General features: G+C 57.7%; 18 protein-coding genes and 1 tRNA gene. 7 read left to right on the plus strand and 12 right to left on the minus strand.

Annotated elements, in window-relative coordinates; all coding sequences use genetic code 11:
- Positions 1 to 23 precede the first annotated feature (23 nt).
- Both L1P08_RS09540 and L1P08_RS09545 read right to left on the minus strand, forming a co-directional pair.
- Positions 24 to 1,661 carry a tetratricopeptide repeat protein gene (locus L1P08_RS09540; protein ID WP_303616794.1) on the minus strand — a complete coding sequence of 546 codons (1,638 nt, stop codon included), beginning with the start codon at positions 1,659 to 1,661 and terminating at the stop codon, positions 24 to 26.
- Between the two features lie 207 nt (positions 1,662 to 1,868).
- Positions 1,869 to 1,958, minus strand: a tRNA-Ser gene (locus L1P08_RS09545).
- A gap of 381 nt (positions 1,959 to 2,339) precedes the next feature.
- On the opposite strand from L1P08_RS09545, the gene L1P08_RS09550 reads away from it, so the two are divergent.
- The 5 genes from L1P08_RS09550 (at position 2,340) to L1P08_RS09570 (ending at position 4,742) form a co-directional block, all read left to right on the plus strand.
- Positions 2,340 to 2,657 carry a hypothetical protein gene (locus L1P08_RS09550; RefSeq protein WP_303616795.1) on the plus strand — a complete coding sequence of 106 codons (318 nt, stop codon included), beginning with the start codon at positions 2,340 to 2,342 and terminating at the stop codon, positions 2,655 to 2,657.
- 36 nt (positions 2,658 to 2,693) lie between these two features.
- Positions 2,694 to 3,026: a hypothetical protein gene (locus L1P08_RS09555; RefSeq protein WP_303616796.1), complete on the plus strand. Its 333-nt coding sequence runs from the start codon at positions 2,694 to 2,696 to the stop codon at positions 3,024 to 3,026.
- A 35-nt stretch (positions 3,027 to 3,061) separates the two neighbouring features.
- The gene (msrA, locus tag L1P08_RS09560; protein WP_303616797.1) at positions 3,062 to 3,721 is read left to right on the plus strand and encodes a peptide-methionine (S)-S-oxide reductase MsrA; all 660 of its coding nucleotides are present in this window, start codon (positions 3,062 to 3,064) and stop codon (positions 3,719 to 3,721) included.
- Complete coding sequence (locus L1P08_RS09565; RefSeq protein WP_303616798.1) at positions 3,718 to 4,080, plus strand: MmcQ/YjbR family DNA-binding protein; 363 nt, start codon at positions 3,718 to 3,720, stop codon at positions 4,078 to 4,080. The genes msrA and L1P08_RS09565 overlap by 4 nt, the downstream gene beginning before the upstream one ends.
- 83 nt (positions 4,081 to 4,163) lie before the next feature.
- Complete coding sequence (locus tag L1P08_RS09570; protein WP_303616799.1) at positions 4,164 to 4,742, plus strand: DUF2799 domain-containing protein; 579 nt, start codon at positions 4,164 to 4,166, stop codon at positions 4,740 to 4,742.
- 61 nt (positions 4,743 to 4,803) lie between these two features.
- Here the strand turns inward: L1P08_RS09570 and L1P08_RS09575 are convergent, their stop codons facing one another.
- From L1P08_RS09575 to L1P08_RS09600, 6 genes are all read right to left on the minus strand, one after another.
- A complete protein-coding gene (locus tag L1P08_RS09575) occupies positions 4,804 to 5,439 on the minus strand; it encodes a peroxiredoxin (RefSeq protein WP_303616800.1) in 636 nt (211 codons plus the stop codon).
- A gap of 170 nt (positions 5,440 to 5,609) precedes the next feature.
- Positions 5,610 to 6,140 carry a CreA family protein gene (locus L1P08_RS09580; RefSeq protein WP_303616801.1) on the minus strand — a complete coding sequence of 177 codons (531 nt, stop codon included), beginning with the start codon at positions 6,138 to 6,140 and terminating at the stop codon, positions 5,610 to 5,612.
- A gap of 110 nt (positions 6,141 to 6,250) precedes the next feature.
- A complete protein-coding gene (locus L1P08_RS09585; RefSeq protein WP_303616802.1) occupies positions 6,251 to 6,526 on the minus strand; it encodes an Rdx family protein in 276 nt (91 codons plus the stop codon).
- Positions 6,527 to 6,565: 39 nt separating this feature from the next.
- Positions 6,566 to 8,191: a SulP family inorganic anion transporter gene (locus L1P08_RS09590; protein WP_438268398.1), complete on the minus strand. Its 1,626-nt coding sequence runs from the start codon at positions 8,189 to 8,191 to the stop codon at positions 6,566 to 6,568.
- A 135-nt stretch (positions 8,192 to 8,326) separates the two neighbouring features.
- Entirely contained in the window at positions 8,327 to 9,157 is an 831-nt protein-coding gene (locus tag L1P08_RS09595; protein WP_303616803.1) for an amino acid ABC transporter permease, read from the minus strand.
- 43 nt (positions 9,158 to 9,200) lie between these two features.
- A complete protein-coding gene (locus L1P08_RS09600; RefSeq protein ID WP_303616804.1) occupies positions 9,201 to 9,998 on the minus strand; it encodes a transporter substrate-binding domain-containing protein in 798 nt (265 codons plus the stop codon).
- Positions 9,999 to 10,148: 150 nt separating this feature from the next.
- On the opposite strand from L1P08_RS09600, the gene L1P08_RS09605 reads away from it, so the two are divergent.
- A complete protein-coding gene (locus L1P08_RS09605; protein WP_303616805.1) occupies positions 10,149 to 10,835 on the plus strand; it encodes a haloacid dehalogenase type II in 687 nt (228 codons plus the stop codon).
- Here L1P08_RS09605 and L1P08_RS16415 read toward each other — a convergent pair whose 3' ends face one another.
- The 3 genes from L1P08_RS16415 to lepA all read right to left on the minus strand — a co-directional run bounded on the left by L1P08_RS16415 (position 10,836) and on the right by lepA (position 15,921).
- A complete protein-coding gene (locus tag L1P08_RS16415) occupies positions 10,836 to 11,204 on the minus strand; it encodes a YegP family protein (RefSeq protein ID WP_438268399.1) in 369 nt (122 codons plus the stop codon).
- 85 nt (positions 11,205 to 11,289) lie between these two features.
- The gene (locus L1P08_RS09620) at positions 11,290 to 13,959 is read right to left on the minus strand and encodes a bifunctional diguanylate cyclase/phosphodiesterase (protein ID WP_303616806.1); all 2,670 of its coding nucleotides are present in this window, start codon (positions 13,957 to 13,959) and stop codon (positions 11,290 to 11,292) included.
- A 159-nt stretch (positions 13,960 to 14,118) separates the two neighbouring features.
- Positions 14,119 to 15,921: a translation elongation factor 4 gene (lepA, locus tag L1P08_RS09625; RefSeq protein WP_303616807.1), complete on the minus strand. Its 1,803-nt coding sequence runs from the start codon at positions 15,919 to 15,921 to the stop codon at positions 14,119 to 14,121.
- 89 nt (positions 15,922 to 16,010) lie between these two features.
- On the opposite strand from lepA, the gene L1P08_RS09630 reads away from it, so the two are divergent.
- Positions 16,011 to 16,730 carry an extensin-like domain-containing protein gene (locus tag L1P08_RS09630; RefSeq protein WP_303616808.1) on the plus strand — a complete coding sequence of 240 codons (720 nt, stop codon included), beginning with the start codon at positions 16,011 to 16,013 and terminating at the stop codon, positions 16,728 to 16,730.
- Positions 16,731 to 16,732: 2 nt separating this feature from the next.
- Here the strand turns inward: L1P08_RS09630 and L1P08_RS09635 are convergent, their stop codons facing one another.
- On the minus strand, positions 16,733 to 18,031 hold the full coding sequence (locus L1P08_RS09635; RefSeq protein WP_303616809.1) for a SulP family inorganic anion transporter: 1,299 nt from the start codon (positions 18,029 to 18,031) through the stop codon (positions 16,733 to 16,735).
- Positions 18,032 to 18,347: the final 316 nt, after the last annotated feature.

Here is an 18,347-nt window from a genome sequence, read left to right on the forward strand (position 1 = left end):
GCGCGCATGTTCTGCCAGAGCAGCTATTTCTTCAGTGCCTCAGCCCGGGCAAAATCGGCGTCTGCCAGACTGTTCTTGCCCAGCTTTCTGTAAGCGTAGCCGCGGTTGTTGAAGGCTGTGGCGGAGGTGTCATCCAGCGCGATATAGGTGCTGTAGTCGTTAATGGCGGCCTCGTAATTTTCGGCAAGAATATAGGCATAGCCCCTGCTCCACAAACTGTCCTTGCGGGTCCAATTGTTGTCTGCATGGGTAATAGCGTAAGTGAAATCCTCGAGGGCCTTCTGCAATTCGCCGAGCTCGATGTAACTTTTGCCGCGATTGCCATAGGACGTCAGGTTCGTGCCCGGCTCGCTCCTTTTGATCACCGCGCTGAAATCCGCGACTGCCTCATCATGACGTCCCGCGCCACGCAACAGGCGCGCACGTTCCCTCAACGCTATCGTTATCTCGTAGTCTTCTGCACCGACACCATCGTCGATCGCTTTGCCGAGATAGGCAATTGCATTGTCGGGATCGCCCATTTTTTCGTAGGTTTCACTCATGTTTTGCAGCACATCGAAGTCATTGGGGAACCGTTTGAGTATCGAGGCAAAATCGGCAAACGCCTCATCAAACCGCTTCAGGCCGGCAAGGGATTGTGCGCGATAACTCTGGGCGCGGAGGGCGCGAAAAGACGCGTTGGGATGATTGACGACCCCGGTCAATGTCTCGATGGCGTCCAGATAGTCCTTTTCGAGAAACTGCCGGAAGCCTTTTTCATAGAGATATTCGGGGTCGTCCGGGAACAGGGCATTCAGCTGGTCGTAATCCTTATAGGCCAGCTCATGCTGATCGGTGCGCTCATAGGCGCGTGCACGCCCGACAAGGATATCCTTGTTATCCGGGTCCAGCTTTAAACCGGCTGTGTAATCGGCGATGGCCCCGGCGTAATCGGACGCCGAATATTTGTCCTTGGCGGCATTCAGCAATGCCTTGGCCTTTTGCTTGTTCAGGCGGGCTGCGTTTGCCTGTTGTTGCTGTTGCGCGTTCTTGCCGGCGGCAGTGCGCAGCACATCGATCTGTTTGGCGTCATTCCGGGGGTCGAGAATTTCAATCTCGAAATTGCTGGCCGGATCGCGAAAATCGGGCAGATCAAACAGCCTTGATGAGATCGCGACAATCTGTTGTTTCAGCTGGTCCGGTGCTGCAGTACCGGCGCTGAAAGATTTAAATTCCTCGAGGAGTTCCGGCGGCAGATTTGCCGGGTTGAGGAGATAAATGCGCACGGTTTCACCGGCTATTCCGGCCATCACGGTGAGGTAGGTGACCGGTTGATTTGCCGGCTGATTTGACAGTTCTGCGAGATAGTAATCATCATGTGAGGGCAGGCTGAAAAACCGGATCCTCATGGTCGCTGCGTCTTTTGGCAGGCTTGCTGATTCAGCCAGACCCTCGACGCGATAAGTCGCACCATCCCGCACGAACCGCACGCCGTCATTAAAGGCCGCGCCCACCATGGTTACCGGATTAAAATTTGGCCCCGGCTCGATTTTCTGTTCGAGAAAAAGCACGGCATTGTCCGGGATCGGGAATACCGGCTCGGCGTCGCTGAAAGGGGAAACTTTGGTGGGAAAGCAGGCAGCGAGAAAAAGGCAGAGAAGTACCGAGACCAAGGCGCGCATAAAATATCCAATATCTGCATAAAAAAATTCAGTTCAAATTCGAACTCAAATAAAGCGTGCCAACCCTAACCCGGGTTTATGAAACTTCAAGGTTCGGATCGAAAAAAGTGCAGCGGCAACATGTCCCAAGCGGGAATACGGCGACGGAGACACGACCGGCATCTGGTGCGGGCGCCAATCAATATTGTGGGTGATGCAAAGAAAATATGGCGGAGAGACAGGGATTCGAACCCTGGAGACGGTTCCCCGCCTACACACTTTCCAGGCGTGCGCCTTCGACCACTCGGCCACCTCTCCGCAAACAACAAACCCTGGAACCCGATGCCGGGCGCGGTGTGTTGCGGCGCAGAGGTTTGCTCTGCGCGGGACGGAGTTACCCGCTACTGGGCGAGACTGCAAGCCCTGAGTGCATATTGAGTGGTTTTCATTGCCAAAATCGACAGTTCCGACCGATCAGGACGGGAACCAGCACCCCCTGGGTGCGTTATATCAAGCAGGGTCTTGCAAAGAGCCGCCGGCGATCACTTTGGCGTGGCCAGTGTTGAAGCGGATTATATTCGCACTACCTTGTATGTCAGGATGAAGAATGGCAAAAAGCCCCTCCTATGCGGGCCGTCTGTTTTTCAAGGCCCGGTATTTGTTTTTTGAGACAGGTGTAGCCTTGCACAAGGGCCTAATATGAAGTTCATTTTACGCGTTACCGGAACCTGGTTTATTGGATTGGCGCTGGTGCTTTTGATTATCGATGGCGCCAAGACATTGGCGGCAAATGCACTGACCATGACCTCGCTTGCAGAGAACTGGAGCAGTTTGCACGCTGCAAGCTGGCTTGCGACCAATCAGGCTCTGGCAGATTTGCTGCCTGGCACGGCGTCCAGTGGTGTTTTTACGTTCATGTCGAACGCGCCGAGCTGGGCGATTTTCGGCATTGCCGGGCTCTTGCTGTTGCTGATCGGACGGCCGGGTGTAAAAAAGCGTTATGTCGCGACCTATTGAGGCCGGGGCATCGCTGCCAAAGTAAAGGCGATGGCCATGGTACTGGTGCGGGTGGTGAGACTTTTAGGCCGTTTGCTGGCGCTGGTGCTGGCTTTGGCTGGCATTGCAGCCTTTTCCGGGTTTATCGCCGTGCAGGCAGCCGGAGGCGGCTTGGCGCAGCAGGCATTGGGGCGGGTGTGGTTTCAGTTCGATGTTGCCAGCCTGAACCTGACACAAGCCATTGTGCAAAGACGCATTTTGCCCGCCCTTTGGGACCCGGTCATCGTATCGGTTCTCGGTTGGCCCGCCTGGATTGCCCTGCTGATGGTCGCCGCTGTTTTATTTCTGCTCAGCACGCTCGTGCTGATACTGGCGCGGCAAATGCGCTAGGATCTGCTTATGTGCCCTGACAACTGGAGGCAAAGATGTTTTTCAACAAGCCCACGCGTATTCCCACCGCCAGCGAGGCCCTTAAAGGGCGCACACAGACGATGCCGGTGACCGAACCGCATTTCGTCAATGGCGCGGCGCTTGAAGGCCCCTATCCGGCGGGTGCGGAGGTGATCTATTTTGGCATGGGTTGTTTCTGGGGCGCGGAGCGGCTGTTCTGGCAGTTGCCGGGCGTTTATGTGAGCGCTGTGGGCTATCAGGGCGGGCACACTTCCAACCCAACCTATGACGAGGTCTGTTCGGGGCGCACGGGGCATACCGAAGCCGTGATGGTTGTTTATGAGCCTTCGAAGATTTCGCTGGAGACGCTTTTAAAGACGTTCTGGGAAGAGCACGACCCCACCCAGGGGATGCGCCAGGGCAATGACCGGGGCACCCAATACCGTTCGGCGATTTATACGACAACCGAGATGCAAATGGATGCGGTGCTGAAAAGCCGGGATGCGTTTGGCGAGGCGTTGCAAACCATGGGGCTGGGCACGATCACCACCGAGATTGCCGAGGCGCCGCCCTTTTATTTTGCGGAAACCTATCATCAGCAATATCTGGCGAAGAACCCGAATGGATATTGCGGGTTGCAGGGCACTGGCGCTGCCTGCCCGATTGGCATTACCAGCCCCGCCGCCGAACAGTGAGCCTGTTCGAACGGGCCGAATTTGAGACCTTTATTGCCGGCCTGCCCGCGGTTGAAATCGTGCACCAATGGGGCGATGCATCCGTTGGCAAGGTCGGCGGCAAGATTTTTGCCATTCTGTCGGTCTGGAACCGGGACGACCGGTTTCAGATCAGCTTCAAATGCTCGGATATGAGCTTTCAACTGCTGCCCGAACTCATGGGCGTGGAAAAGGCCAAATATCTGGCACGTGCCAAATGGGTGCAGGTGGCACCGGACTCAGCGCTCAGCGAAGATGACATTGCCGCCTATATCATTGAAGCGCACCGGATTATTGTAGGCAAACTGCCGCGCCGTGTGCGCGAAACGCTCGACCTTTAGACCCTTTGTACAATTGCAATGGGACTTGCGCGGGGTAAAACTGTCTGCAAGATGTGCGGATATTCTCCCAAGGGGACAATGTCATGCAAAGAATTTTTCTGGGTCTGGCGACACTGGTTTTTTGTGGCTTTCTGGCGGGTTGCGCGACGCTGAACAAAGCCGAATGCGAGGCCGGCGACTGGCGCAGCCTTGGCATGGCCGATGGCAGCAAGGGATATCCGCTTTCCTATATCGATGAACACATGACCGCCTGCGCCAAGCACGGCATTTCTGTGGACCGCACCGTTTATGCGGCGGGGCGCGAGGAGGGGCTGCAAAACTATTGCCGGATTGACAAGGCGGAGAGCGAAGGGCTGGCCGGACGGCCGAACTACAATTCGTGCACCGGCGATATCGGGATCAGCTTCAACCGGATCTATGACAAGGCGCGGATCGTGCAAAAGACCGGACAAGAGATCACGGTTGCCAGAGGACAGATGGACACGGCGCTGGAACGCATAACCACCCCGGGGCTGACGGACGCGCAACGGCTGGCCATCAAGGGCGAAATCTCCAATGCGCAATTAAAGATTGAACTGCTGGAAGACCGGCGGCGGCTTGAAGAACGTGACTTGCGCGCAACCTTTGATGCCGAGCAACGCCGCCTGGCCAAAAGCGGCTGAACCGGAAGAAGAAAAGGCGGCCACCGGGGCCGCCTTTTTGATTTGCAATGCTGTCCGGCCCTTATGACTTCGGCTGGGCAACAATACGCAGATAGGGTTTGACCTCTTTCCAGCCATTGGGGAATTTGGTCTTGGCATCTTCGTTGGAGACGGCGGGGACGATGATGACGTCTTCGCCATTCTTCCAGTTGACCGGGGTTGCGACCTGATGCTTGGCCGTCAGCTGCAGGCTGTCGATAACGCGCAGAACCTCATCAAAATTACGGCCTGTGGAGGCGGGATATTCGATCTTGAGCTTGACCTTCTTGTCCGGCCCGATGACGAAGACCGAGCGCACGGTCAGCGTGTTGTCGGCATTGGGGTGGATCATGTCATAAAGACGCGCCACCTTGCCTTCGGGATCAGCCAGAAGCGGGAAGTTGAGCGCGGAACCTTGCGTCTCTTCAATGTCCTTGCCCCAACCGGCATGATCCTCAAGCTTGTCGACCGAGAGGCCAAGAACCTTGACGCCACGTTTTTCAAACTCGGGCTTCAGCTTGGCTGTGTAGCCCAGCTCGGTGGTGCAAACGGGGGTGTAATTTTTGGGGTGCGAGAACAGGACCGCCCAGCTGCCGTCAATATAATCATGGAAATTGATGGTGCCTTCAGTCGAATCTGACGTGAAATCTGGGGCGGTGTCGCCGATAAGAATGGCCATATGGTCCTCCATGCGTGGCGCCGGAATGGCGCGTCATCTGTTACTAGAATATTGGCTTAGGCGCTGCGGAATGCAGCCATGCCATGCGGAATGGTTTTACGTTTTATACCCGCGGCGCAACAAGCCATTCCCCGTTTTGCGCCGTGGATGAAAAAGCAGATAAATGCCGCTTATTTGACCGGCTGAACGCGCTGGGCGGGGGCCCCGTTGAGCCAATCGACCTCACGGCCGGCCAGCGGCACGACGGCGATCGACATTTTGGCCGAGCCCTGATTGAGTTCGCGTGCATGGGCCAGATAGACCAGCGCGTCATTTTCCTTGTCATAAACACGGTTGATGACGAGGGTTTTCAAGATCACCGAGCGGCGTTCCTTGAAGACTTCTTCACCGTCCTTGTCCAGTGCGATATCGCCAATGGCAATCGGGCCGGTCTGAACGCAATCGAGCGAGGAATTGGAGGGGTCCTCGAACCAGTTGCCTTGCTGGAGGCGATCAATGATCGAGCGATCGAAATAGGCGATGTGGCAGGTGACGCCATCAACCTTCGGGTCGTCAACCGCATCGACAACAATATCATTGCCGACCCAATCGACCCCGACCCGGCCGATCTCTTCGGCGCGTGCGGGGACCAGACCCAGCAGGATGGCAAACAGGGTGGCGAAAGCAAGCGCCGTGGCAAGGCGCGCCAGTTTCTTCGACATTCATAGTCTCCCTTTGGGAATAACTGCCCCGCACTATGTGGGCATTGCCACAACAGGCTGCAAGCCTTGGCACGTATCGAGTTGGGAGTTTGGGGAGGAAAAGATGGCGCTCAACGATCAAGATGACCGAGGTCGCGATCAGGATCAATATGATCGCGCACCAGTTGTTTTAAGGCTTTCACATCCGGAAAGCCGCCATCGCGCTTGCGCTCCCAGACCAGATGGTCGCCGATATGGATTTCGAAAATCCCCCCGGTGCCGGGCACGAGAGTGACTGCGCCCAGTTCGAGCGAAAAAGTGGTCAACAGCTCCTGCGCCATCCAGGCTGAGCGCAGGAGCCAGTTGCACTGGGTGCAATAGGTTATGGTGAGCTTTGGCTTGTCCATGCCCTATTCTAGCCCCTGCTGCGAGCGCACAACAGCCATTTAGTGCCCGGTGCTGAGACGCCCGTGCTGCAGGTCATAATCGACGGCGACACCATAGCTGGGGTCATCGGGATTGGGCTCAACGAGCTGACCGGCCTTGGTCAACAGTTCCTTACAATCCTTGGACAAGTGGCGCAGTTTCAAGGTTGTGCCATTGGCCTGGTATTTGGCCGCCAGCGCATCAATGGCCTGCAGGCCGGAATGATCGACAACACGCGATTCCATGAAATCGATGATGACGGTTGCCGGGTCATTTTTGGGGTCGAACAGCTCGTTGAAGCTGGCAACCGAACCAAAAAACAGCGGGCCGGAGACGCGGTATACTTTCACGTCCTTGTCGGTTGGTTCGTTGACGGTTGTCGCACGCATGCGGGTGGAGGCGTTCCAGGCGTAAACCAGGGCCGAGATGATGACGCCGGCGACCACGGCGGTGGCCAGATCGGTCATGACGGTAACGATGGTCACAAGGATGATGACCAGCGCATCGGAACGCGGCACGCGGGCCATGATGCGGATTGAGCGCCAGGCAAAGGTGCCGATGACGACCATGAACATGACGCCGACCAAAGCGGCCAATGGAATCTGCTCGATCAGGCCGGAGGCGAAGAGGATGAAGCTGAGCAAGAACAGCGATGCGCTGATGGCGGCCCAGCGGGTGCGCCCGCCTGATTTCACATTGATCATTGACTGGCCGATCATGGCGCAGCCGCCCATGCCGCCGAAGAAACCGGTGACGACATTGGCCACGCCTTGCGCCACGCATTCCTTTGATGCGCCACCGCGCGTATCTGTCATTTCGGAGACGAGATTAAGGGTCAGCAGCGATTCAATCAGGCCGATGGCGGCAAGAATAACGGCATAGGGTCCGATGATCTGCAGGGTTTCCCAAGTGAGGGGCACCATGGGGATGTGGAAGGGCGGCAGACCGCCTTCAATGGAGGCCAGATCGCCAACCGTGCGCACATCGAGATTAAAGCCGATGGCGATAATCGAGATCACGAGAATGCCAAGCAGGGGTGCGGGGACAATGCGGGTGATCATTTTGGGCGCAAACTGGATGATGGCCATGGTCAAAACGGTGAGGCCGAGCATCAAATAGAGCGGCATGCCGGTCATCCATTCGCCGCCGCCAACGCCATGGGCGCTGCCGGGACCGGCGGTAACGACGCCGGCGCTTTGAATTTTGAACTGGCCGAGCTGGGCGAGGAAAATGACGATGGCCAGGCCATTGACGAAGCCGAGCATGACCGGATGCGGCACAAGGCGGATGAACTTGCCCCATTGCATGGCCCCGACCACAACCTGAATGAGCCCCATCAGGACAACGGTCGCGAACAGATATTCGACGCCATACTGGGTGACGAGCGAGACAATGACCACGGCAAGCGCGCCGGTTGCCCCGGAAATCATGCCCGGGCGGCCACCGATAAGCGCTGTTATCAAACCGATTGTGAAGGCCGCATATAGGCCGACGAGCGGATGCACGCCGGCGACAAAGGCGAAGGCCACAGCCTCGGGCACCAGTGCCAGCGCCACGGTGAGACCGGAGAGGATATCAATGCGGAACTGGGTGGCAGAAGGCACTGCAAAGCCTTCGGTGCTCGCAGCAAGGAAGCGATCAAACAAGAGACAAATCCATACGATTGGGCCGCAGGCAACATGATGGCGGCGGAATGACTGATGGCGAAGGCTTTTAAACTGTTCGCGGCTTGCCCGCAAGACACGGCACCAACCGGCAGGGCACGCCCCGTGGGCCTGCCATTACCTGTCCCGGGCTGAACGCTTGAGGTGATGCTCCAGCCAGCGCACACCGAGGGACAGCGTGATGGTCATCACCAGATAAAGGAATGCAACGACATTATAGGTTTCAAAAAACTTGAACGTGCTGGCGGAATAGACTTTGCCGAGCTGGGTGATGTCCTGCACGCCGAGCGCGGAAACGAGGGCTGAATCCTTGATCATCGAGACGAAATCATTGCCATAGGGCGGCAGAATGGTACGGGCGGCCTGAGGGGCCACCACATGGCGGAAAGTGTGCCAACGGCCAAGACCGAGGGCACGAGCTGCTTCAACCTGCCCCTTGTCGACCGCCTCGATGCCGGCGCGGAAGATTTCGGCCAGAAAGGCGGAATAGGCGATAGTGAGGGCAAAAATGGCGCGCCATGTGAAATCGAACTGGCGCACGGTGAGCGGACCGAGAAGCCCCGCCTCGGTGAGCGGGTGCACCAGCCAGTTCCAGGCATCGACCAGAAAGGGCGCGCCGACAAAGGCGATATAGAACAGCATGACGAGGATGGGGATGCCGCGCACAAGTTCGATATAGAAAGTGGCGAGTTCGCGCAGCCAGCGATTATTGCAGGTGCGCATGACGGCCATGCCAAGCCCGGCGAGTGACGCAAACACAAAGGCCAGCGCCGTGACATAGAGCGTGGTGAATATGCCATTGGTCAGCGCCCGCAGAATGAGGCGGTAATCATTGCCTGCGAGAAACACCCAAAGGACAATAATGCCCAAAAGGGCCATGGCCAAAAGCCACCATGGCAATTGCCGGCGGGGTGGCTTGGGGCGGTAGGGGCTGTGTGGATCTGCCATAAACGGATGTGTCCGGGCGCAGCGCTGCGCCCGGACGTTTCAATTACTGTCCGGCGCTATATTCGTAGAACCATTTGCGGTTCAGGGCTTCAACTGTACCATCTGCCTTCATCTCGGCGAGGGCTGCGTTGATGGGCGCGGTCAGATCTGAACCTGGGGTGAGAATGAAACCGAATTCCTCGCTGCCCAGAGCATCGCCCACCAGCTTGAAGGCACCGGGATTGGCACCGATATAACCATCGGCCGCCGTCTTATCCATCAGGACCATATCGACATCGCCCGATTTGAGCGCCTGCACCGACGCGCCGAATGTATCGAACAATTTGATGCGCGGCGTTGCCTCATCACCATCAAGCACTTCGTAAACGGCGACATAGAAATTGGTGGTGCCGGGCTGTGCCCCGATCAGCAGATTTTCATCGGCGGCGAAGGCGTCCGGCCCTTTGATGCGGCTTTCATCAGCACGCACCAGCATGAACTGCTCGGAGACCATATAAGGGTCGGAGAAATCGACCTGACCCTTGCGCTCGTCAGTGATGGTGATGCCATCCATGCCGACATCGAACTGACCATCGCGCACGGCCTGGATCATCGTATCCCAGGCGGTAATCTGCCAGTCGACCTTGGCGTTGAGGCGCTTGGCGATTTCATTCATCGCGTCATATTCCCAGCCAATGCCCTCCCCGGTTGCAGGATCGGCGAAATTGAGCGGGGTATAGGCGTTTTCGGTAACGGCAACGATGGTGCGGCCATCAAGATCGGGCAGATCATTGGCAATAGCTGTACCCGCCAGGCCGAATGCGAGCAGACCGGCAGCAGCCAGATTGAGAACTTTATGCATGAGATTTCCCCAGTTTCAGCGATCGCCGGGATAACCACCGGCTTTGGCGGCGAGATTACCCAGTTGTGGCCGGTCCGGTCCAGTGGGGCAGAGAAGTTATTTGCGCACGCTCCCCGACAGCCTAGACTGGTGTTTTGATGGCGAGGGACAATGACAATGGCCAAGGTGCGCGGGATTGCGTTTGACGCTTATGGAACCCTGTTTGATGTCTATGCGGTGGGCGCGCTTGCCGAGCAGTTCTTTTCCGGCCAAGGCGCTGTGCTGGCAGAGACCTGGCGGGTGGCGCAGATTGACTACAGCCGCATCAGGGCATTGTGCGGCCGCTATCGTGATTTCTGGGCCTTGACCGGGGACGCACTGGACTTTGCGGCCGACAAGCTTGGCCTGTCGCTGACGCCTCGTCACCGTCAGGCACTAATGGACCAATATGCAGCGCTGACCGCGTTTCCAGAAAATCTTGAGGTGTTGAAAGGGCTAAAGGCTGACGGCCTGAAACTGGCCATTCTCTCCAACGGGACGCCGGCCATGATTGAGAGCGCTGTTACCGCTGCGGGGATGAGGGGAATATTCGACCATATTCTGAGTGTCGATGCGGTCAAGACATTCAAGACAGCGCCAGAGGCTTACCAGATGGGACCGGACGCCTTTGGATGCGATGCGCGGGAAATCGTTTTTGTTTCATCGAATGGATGGGACGTGTGCGGGGCGACCTGGTTCGGCTATCAAAGCTTTTGGGTCAACCGGGCGGGCAATGCGCTCGACCGGCTTGGTGTCAGCCCGCATGGCGAGGGCAAATCCCTCGCCGACCTGCCGGGCTTTGTGGCGGAAAGGCGCTGATTATTTTGTCAGGTCTTCGGTGGGGGCGCCGGGGCCGTTCTTTTTGACCGAATCGATGCAATTCTGGGCGCTCGCCTTGGCCTTGTAGGTTTCCGAGATGACCATGGGCTCGCCATTGGAGGCGACGAAGCGGACATAGAACTGGCCGTCTTTCGAGCCGACAATTTCAAAACGGTAGCCTTTGCCTTCTTCGTCCTTGGTCAAGTCAACAACAGCTGCACCGGGTGCGTTCTTCTTGATGGATTCAATGCAATTGGTGGCGCTGGCCTTGCCCTTGTAGCTTTCCGACCAGACCATGACTTCTGAATTATAAACAAACTGCACGCCGAACTGGTCGTTCTTGCGCTCTACGATTTTGAATTTATGCATTTGGTGACTGCCTCTTGCTGAATACTGGACCAGAACCGAGACACTAACAAATCTTGCCGGATATGGAAGCCTTTACTGGCTGAGATCAGGCAGCGCTGGCGGCGCGGCCGTTATTCTCACGCATGAAACGGGTAAAATCGCGACCGCTCATGGGCCGTGCCAAGGCATAGCCCTGAAGGGTTGTGCACCCCAGGTCATGCATGATGCGTGCATGGTCCATGGTCTCGATACCCTCGGCGACTGTCTCGATGCCAAGCGAGGTGCCAATGGTCACGATTGAGCGCACCAGTTCGCGTTGATTGGCGGATTCGTTGGCCGGGAAAACCAGCTGGCGATCAATCTTGAGGCGCTTGGGACGCAATTGCATCAGGCTGACAATGGAGGCATATCCGGTGCCGAAATCGTCGATTTCGATGTCGATGCCAAGATCCTTTATGCGGTCGATATTCCAGGTCACCAGATCATCGTTGTCGTCAAGGAAGATGGATTCCACCAGTTCGAAGGCCACCGTGCCCGGCTTTATTTTCAGCTTTGACAGGCTCGCCACAAGGTTTTCATCGCGCAAGCGGCGGGCCGAAACATTGACCGCGACACGCGGCACCGGTGTGCCGGCGCGCTGCCATTTTTTCATCTGCGCCAATGAATGCTCGAGTACCATGCGGTCAATCTCGGCCATGACATTGAGATCCTCGGCGATATTGATGAAGACATCCGGGGTCAGCAATCCTTTTTCAGGGTGCTGCCAGCGCGCCAAAGCCTCAACGCCTGTAACCGTGCATGTGGCGGAATCGAACTGGCCCTGGTAATGGGCGACGAACTGGTTTTGCTCGATCCCGATCAGGATTTCATCGGCAATACGCTTGGCGTTGATGGCGGCACTGTGCAGGCTTTTTGAGAAAAAGCGGTAGCCGTTACGGCCTTCCTTCTTGGCGCGGTAAAGCGCGATATCGGCATTGATCAAGAGGTCCTGAGGGTTGCCGCCTGTGTGGCAGGCGATACCGACGCTGACCCCAAAACGGCATTCACGCCCCTGATAGACCACGGGCAGACGCATCTGCTCGACAATCCGGTTTGCCAGATCGCCCAAGTGCTGCTCGTTGGTTTCGGACAGGCTGACAACGACAAATTCATCGCCACCAATTCGGGCAACGAAATCCGTGTTGCGCACGTTCTGCAGCAAAACATTGGCGGTGTGGACCAGCATGGCGTCGCCCGCCGCGTGGCCGAGCGTGTCATTGATCTGCTTGAACCGGTCGAGATCGATGTGCAGCAGGCCCATCGATGTATCGGGGGCAAATTCCAGATCGCTGCGCCCTGCCAGCAACTCGTCGAGATAGCGGCGGTTGGGCAGGCCGGTCAGTGAATCATGCAATGCATTATATTCAAGACGGGCGCGGGTTGATTCCAGTTCGGTATTGCGGGCCTCCGACACGGCGCGTTCGTGCTGGAGTTGGGCGTTGCGCTTAACGTCCCGGGATATATCCCAATTGACGCCGATAATGCGCTTTTTACCCTGCTCATCTTCATAGACAGCGCCCATTGCCCGCACCGTCCGGATTTCGCCGTTATCAAGGACGATACGAAACACTGAATGGTATTGTTCGCCGGTCTCGACCGCGATGCGGAATTCCTCGGTGGCGCGTTCGAAATCCTCCGGGTGCAGGCGCCGGCTCCAGTCCTTGAGGGTGACCGGCTCTGTCGCCGGGGCATCATAGAGCACGCGCATACGCGCATCCCAGTACAGTTTTTCCCGGGTCAGATCGTTTTCCCAGACGCCAATTTCGGATGTCCGGAGCGCCAGTTCGAGACGCTGCGAGAGACGCTGCAATTCATTGCGTGACGCCTGGAGTTTACGCAAATAGCCGTAACGCTCACCGATGAGCCAGCCCGCCGCCAGGATGGGCACGACCACAAGGAGGCCGGCCAACAAAGAGAAACCGCGAATGATCCACAGATTGTCAGGGGTTGCTGACCAGCCGCCTTCAGGAATAGCTGAAAGCTGCCAGGAGCCGCTTGGCAAGGTCACAATAGCGGTGACCGGGTTGTTCTGAAGGATTGTGTCACTGCCATAGAATTGCGGCCCGTCGGGCCCGCTGGCATCCTTGCCGGTTATGGCGATATCAAGCGGGGTATCCGCGCCAAGCCCGCTGGCCACGAAAAGCTTCTCGGCATCGATGACCGTCGACACCATGCCCCAGAACCGCGTTCCGCCGTCGGGACGATCGAGGAAAACGGGGAAACGGCCAATAAAACCTGTTCCTCCCTGAACGAGGTCAACCGGCCCTGCAAGCACCAGCTGCCGCGTGTCGCGGGCCTTGAGCGCTGCATCGCGCTGGGCGGCATTCTGGTTGTAATCGAGCCCCAGCGCCTGCTGATTGCCCTTGAGGGGATGGATCAATGACACGACCAGATCCGGTGCTGCGGCCACGTTGATCAATTCATGCTGGGTGACGAAGAGACTGGCCGCCAGGCTGCTGAAACGCGTCTGGTCCATATCCGGCTCAGTGGAAATGACACTGACGAGGCCGCGCACCAATTGCATGTCGGCATTGATATTGCCCTCAAGGCGCGAACGGATCAGGCTGAGTTCGTTGAGCACTTCGGTGCGTTGATCGTGCAAAAAGACGTCGTAATTTTGCCGTTCGGCAAAGATGGCGGCAGACACGACGACGCACAAGGCGATCACGGCCGGAATATTGGCCGGGCGCAGGAAAACGCGCCGTAAAGAAAGTCGGAAATGCCGCGCAAGTCTCACTTGCCTACCCCAATTCACCCCAGTGTTGTGCGTCCCGGGATATGTTAGGCAAACCTGTTTTAAGCCGGTGTTTAAAAACCCGGCAATCGTGACACTCGCGGCAGAAACATTGTTTGGGGTTAGCAAAGGGTTAACAGCATTACCGCTGTCTGCGCCGCCTTACTCACCCATTTTCAGGGCCTTGATGAAAGCTTCCTGCGGGATTTCGACCTTGCCGAATTGCCGCATTTTCTTTTTACCGGCCTTTTGCTTTTCCAGCAGCTTGCGCTTGCGGGTGGCGTCGCCGCCATAGCATTTGGCCGTCACGTCCTTACGCAATGCCGAGATGGTTTCGCGGGCCACGACCCGGCCGCCGATGGCTGCCTGAATCGGGATCTTGAACAGGTGCTGCGGGATCAGATCCTTGAGCTTTTCGCACATGACCCGGCCACGGCTTTCGGCCACAGAACGGTGGACGAGCATGGAGAGCGCATCAACCGGTTCGGCATTGACCAGGACCGAAAGCTTGACCAGATCGCCGGCACGATAATCATCCAGTGCATAATCGAAACTGGCATAACCCTTGGAGATGGATTTTAGCCGGTCATAGAAATCAAACACCACCTCGTTGAGCGGCAGATCATATTCGAGCATGGCGCGATTGCCGACATAGGTCAGGTTGCGCTGAATGCCGCGCCGATCCTGACACAGTTTCAGGATGGCGCCGAGATGATCGTCGGGGGTGAGGATGGTCGCCTTGATCCAGGGCTCACGGATTTCCTCGATCTTGACGACATCGGGCATGTCCGCGGGATTGTGGAGCGAGAGAGTGCTGCCGTCGGTCATCAGCATTTCATAGACAACCGAAGGCGCGGTGGCGATCAGATCGAGATCGAATTCGCGGCTCAGCCGTTCCTGAATGATTTCGAGATGCAGCAGGCCCAGAAAGCCGCAGCGGAAACCAAAGCCGAGGGCGGCGGACGTTTCCATTTCGAAGGAGAAGCTGGCGTCGTTGAGGCGCAGACGGCCCATGGCGGCGCGCAAATCCTCGAAATCATTGGCATCGACCGGGAACAGGCCGCAAAACACCACGGGCTGGGCCGGACGGAAGCCGGTCAGCGCTTCGGCGCAGGGATTGCGGTCATCGGTAATGGTGTCACCGACATTGGTATCGGCCACTTCCTTGATCGAGGCGGTGATAAAGCCGATCTCGCCCGGCCCCATTTCGCCGGTCTGGACCAGTTTGGGGGTGAAGACGCCCACCCGGTCAAGCTCATAGGCGGCACCGGTTGCCATCATGCGGACCTTCTGGCCCTTCTTGATCTTGCCATCGATCACCCGGACCAGCACGACAACGCCGAGATAGGCATCATACCAGGAATCGACGAGCATGGCCTTGAGCGGCGCATCGATGTCGCCCTTTGGGGGCGGCAGCTGGGTGACGATCGCTTCGAGCACTTCTTCCATGCCGAGCCCGGTTTTGGCCGAAATCATAACGGCATTTGACGCATCGAGACCGATCACCTCTTCCACCTGAGCGCGGATGCGCTCCGGCTCGGCGGCGGGCAAATCGATCTTGTTGATCACGGTGACGATTTCGTGGTCGACCTCGATGGCCTGATAAACATTGGCAAGGGTCTGGGCCTCAACGCCCTGAGCCGCATCAACAACCAGCAGCGAGCCTTCGCATGCGGCGAGCGAGCGGTTGACCTCGTAGGCGAAATCGACGTGGCCCGGGGTGTCGATGAGATTGAGCACATAATGCTCACCATCGGCGGCCTTGTATTCAAGTCGCACGGTCTGCGCCTTGATGGTAATGCCGCGCTCGCGCTCGATATCCATGGAATCGAGCACCTGGGCCTTCATTTCACGCGTATCCAGGCCGCCGGTCATCTGGATGAGGCGGTCGGCGAGCGTGGATTTGCCATGGTCGATATGGGCGACAATGGAAAAGTTGCGAATATTTTTTAATGGTGTCGTCATGGTGCGCGGCATTTAGCAGTTTATTGGCCTTAGGCAAAGGTGATTTCAAGCGAGGGGAACGTTTGCTTATGCAAAGGCGTTACATCTGCATGAAAATAATGGCTCTGACCCTGCTGACAATGCTCGCCCTGACACCTGCAGCACCCGCGGCGGAGACGCCTCCCCTGCCCCGGCCCTATCCTGAAACAGATGTGATACCCGAACCAGAACCGGTTTTGCCGCGCAGCGAAGCGTCGAGGACGGCACCTGACAGGATTTACCGCACGGCCTGCCCGGCGGTGTTGCAAGGACGGGTCATCGCCGAGGCTGTGCCGGTTATCCGGGATGAGGCATGTGGTTTGCGCTCGCCCTATGCGGTGAGCGGCGTGACCATCGGGGCCCGTGCGGTGCAATTTTCGCAAACGGCGATTGTGAATTGCCAGATGGCGGGAGAACTGGCGCGCTGGCTGGAACGGGTCGATGCCTATACCGCGGCGATGTTCAATGCGGGTCTTGCCGAGGTGAAGACGGGCACCAGCTATATGTGCCGCGGGCGCAACCGGGTGGCGGATGCTGATATTTCAGAACACGGGTTTGGCAATGCGCTGGACGTGACCGGGTTTGTGCTGACCGATGGCACCGAAATCGGCCTGCCGGACGACTGGGCCGGCAAAAGCCCGGCGGCACGCACAATGCGCCTGGCGCATGACGCCGCGTGCGGGCATTTCACCACCGTATTGGGACCGGAAGCGAATGCGCTGCACGCGGATCATTTGCATCTTGATCTCGGATGTCACGGGGAAAGCTGCACCTATCGCTTGTGTGAATAGGATCAGGTTTCGGGTGTCTGCCAGTCTGGCGGGGGCACATTGCGGCGCCGGAAGCGGAACAGGAGTGCGGCGATGGTGCCAAGGGTGATGGCCAGGGTCAGATCGACCAGCACGGTCAGGCCGAGGGTCAACAGAATGACAATCACATCGTCGCGGCGGCCGCTGAAATCGGCTTTCAGCCGATCCGGCTCGCTCATGTTCCAGGCCGTCAGCAACAACACGGCAGCGAGCGCGGGCAAAGCGAGATAGCCGACCAGCGGGGCGGCGACCAGCATGAACACCAGCACAATCAGGGCATGCATGATGCCGGCGACCGGCGTTTTTCCGCCGGCGCGAATATTGGTGGCAGTGCGCGCAATTGCGCCGGTAGCAGGCAAGCCGCCGAACAGGGCCGAACCCAGATTGGCGAAACCCTGGGCCAGCACCTCGGTGTTGGAGCGATGGTGGCCACCACTCATCTTGTCGGAGACCATGGCGGAGAGCAGGGATTCGATGCCGGCGAGGAAGGCAATGATCAGGGCGGAGGGCAAAAGCTCGATGATTCTTTCAATCGCGAGATTGGGCAGATGCGGGGCGGGGAGCGCATTGGGCAGTGCGCCGAAACGCGAGCCGATGGTGGCAACATCGAGCTGCAACGACCCCACAGCAAGCGAACCGGCAATGACCGCTACAGCCATGCCGGGGAATTTGGGCGCGAAGCGGCGAAAGCCGATAATGATGGCAAGGGTCAGCGCAGCGACGAGCAGCGACGACAGATTGAAGCTGTCGCGGATCGACCAGAGAGCGGACATTTTTTCGAGAAAATCGGCGGGGATTTCCGCCCCCGTCAGCCCGAAAACATCCTTGATCTGGCTGGCGACAATGACAATGCCGATGCCGATCGTGAACCCGCGAATGACCGGCTCGGGCACATAGCGGATCAGGCTGCCGACGCGGAGCAGCGCGGCAATGCACAGAATGATGCCTGCGAGGAAAGTGGCGGTGATCAGGCCATCAGCACCAAAATCACGGACAACGCCATAGACCACAACGATGAAAGCGGCGGTGGGGCCACCGATCTGTGTGCGGGAGCCACCGAGGGCTGAAATCAGAATACCAGCGATAATGACAGTGGTCAGGCCTGCGGCTGGATCCACACCGGAGGCGATGGCAATGGCCAGCGCCAGCGGCAGAGCGACGATGGCGACGGTCAAGCCCGCAGCGCTGTCGCGGAGAAAGTCACTGAGACCGTAACCTTCCTGAAATGTGGTGATGATCTTAGGCAAAAACTGGGGCGGCTGCCCCTGAACGCTATGCGACATTAAAAAATGCGACGGCAGCTTTACAGTCTGTCGGGCTCCCCAAAAGAAATGAACGAGGGGAACGCTAGCAAGGCGGAACAGATTCTACCAGCGCGCTTATGGTCGCGGCCCATTGCCCGGGCACTGACCCGCTGAATTGCTGCCATTGCCTGAATGCGGGTGAAAGGGGGGCAGATCGGCCCATTCGCGCAAGGATAGGCTGTCCAGCCGTTTGGGATGTTTTTTGGGTGGAACAGATAGAACCCTTTTGAGTATCCTATAGATAATGTTCATCATTTTTCTCGCTTTCATGGTGGCGCTGATGACTTTTTACCTG

Source organism: Mariluticola halotolerans (assembly GCF_021611515.1).
GTDB classification, from domain to species: Bacteria; Pseudomonadota; Alphaproteobacteria; order Rhizobiales; family Devosiaceae; genus Mariluticola; species Mariluticola halotolerans.

Bases quoted from the DNA above. Each gene is read 5' to 3' on its own strand.
- L1P08_RS09540 (WP_303616794.1), bottom strand. From the start codon at position 1,661: ATGCGCGCCTTGGTCTCGGTACTTCTCTGCCTTTTTCTCGCTGCCTGC.
- L1P08_RS09550 (WP_303616795.1), top strand. From the start codon at position 2,340: ATGAAGTTCATTTTACGCGTTACCGGAACCTGGTTTATTGGATTGGCG.
- L1P08_RS09555 (WP_303616796.1), top strand. From the start codon at position 2,694: ATGGTACTGGTGCGGGTGGTGAGACTTTTAGGCCGTTTGCTGGCGCTG.
- msrA (WP_303616797.1), top strand. From the start codon at position 3,062: ATGTTTTTCAACAAGCCCACGCGTATTCCCACCGCCAGCGAGGCCCTT.
- L1P08_RS09570 (WP_303616799.1), top strand. From the start codon at position 4,164: ATGCAAAGAATTTTTCTGGGTCTGGCGACACTGGTTTTTTGTGGCTTT.
- L1P08_RS09575 (WP_303616800.1), bottom strand. From the start codon at position 5,439: ATGGCCATTCTTATCGGCGACACCGCCCCAGATTTCACGTCAGATTCG.
- L1P08_RS09580 (WP_303616801.1), bottom strand. From the start codon at position 6,140: ATGTCGAAGAAACTGGCGCGCCTTGCCACGGCGCTTGCTTTCGCCACC.
- L1P08_RS09585 (WP_303616802.1), bottom strand. From the start codon at position 6,526: ATGGACAAGCCAAAGCTCACCATAACCTATTGCACCCAGTGCAACTGG.
- L1P08_RS09595 (WP_303616803.1), bottom strand. From the start codon at position 9,157: ATGGCAGATCCACACAGCCCCTACCGCCCCAAGCCACCCCGCCGGCAA.
- L1P08_RS09600 (WP_303616804.1), bottom strand. From the start codon at position 9,998: ATGCATAAAGTTCTCAATCTGGCTGCTGCCGGTCTGCTCGCATTCGGC.
- L1P08_RS09605 (WP_303616805.1), top strand. From the start codon at position 10,149: ATGACAATGGCCAAGGTGCGCGGGATTGCGTTTGACGCTTATGGAACC.
- L1P08_RS16415 (WP_438268399.1), bottom strand. From the start codon at position 11,204: ATGCATAAATTCAAAATCGTAGAGCGCAAGAACGACCAGTTCGGCGTG.
- lepA (WP_303616807.1), bottom strand. From the start codon at position 15,921: ATGACGACACCATTAAAAAATATTCGCAACTTTTCCATTGTCGCCCAT.
- L1P08_RS09630 (WP_303616808.1), top strand. From the start codon at position 16,011: ATGAAAATAATGGCTCTGACCCTGCTGACAATGCTCGCCCTGACACCT.
- L1P08_RS09635 (WP_303616809.1), bottom strand. From the start codon at position 18,031: ATGTCGCATAGCGTTCAGGGGCAGCCGCCCCAGTTTTTGCCTAAGATC.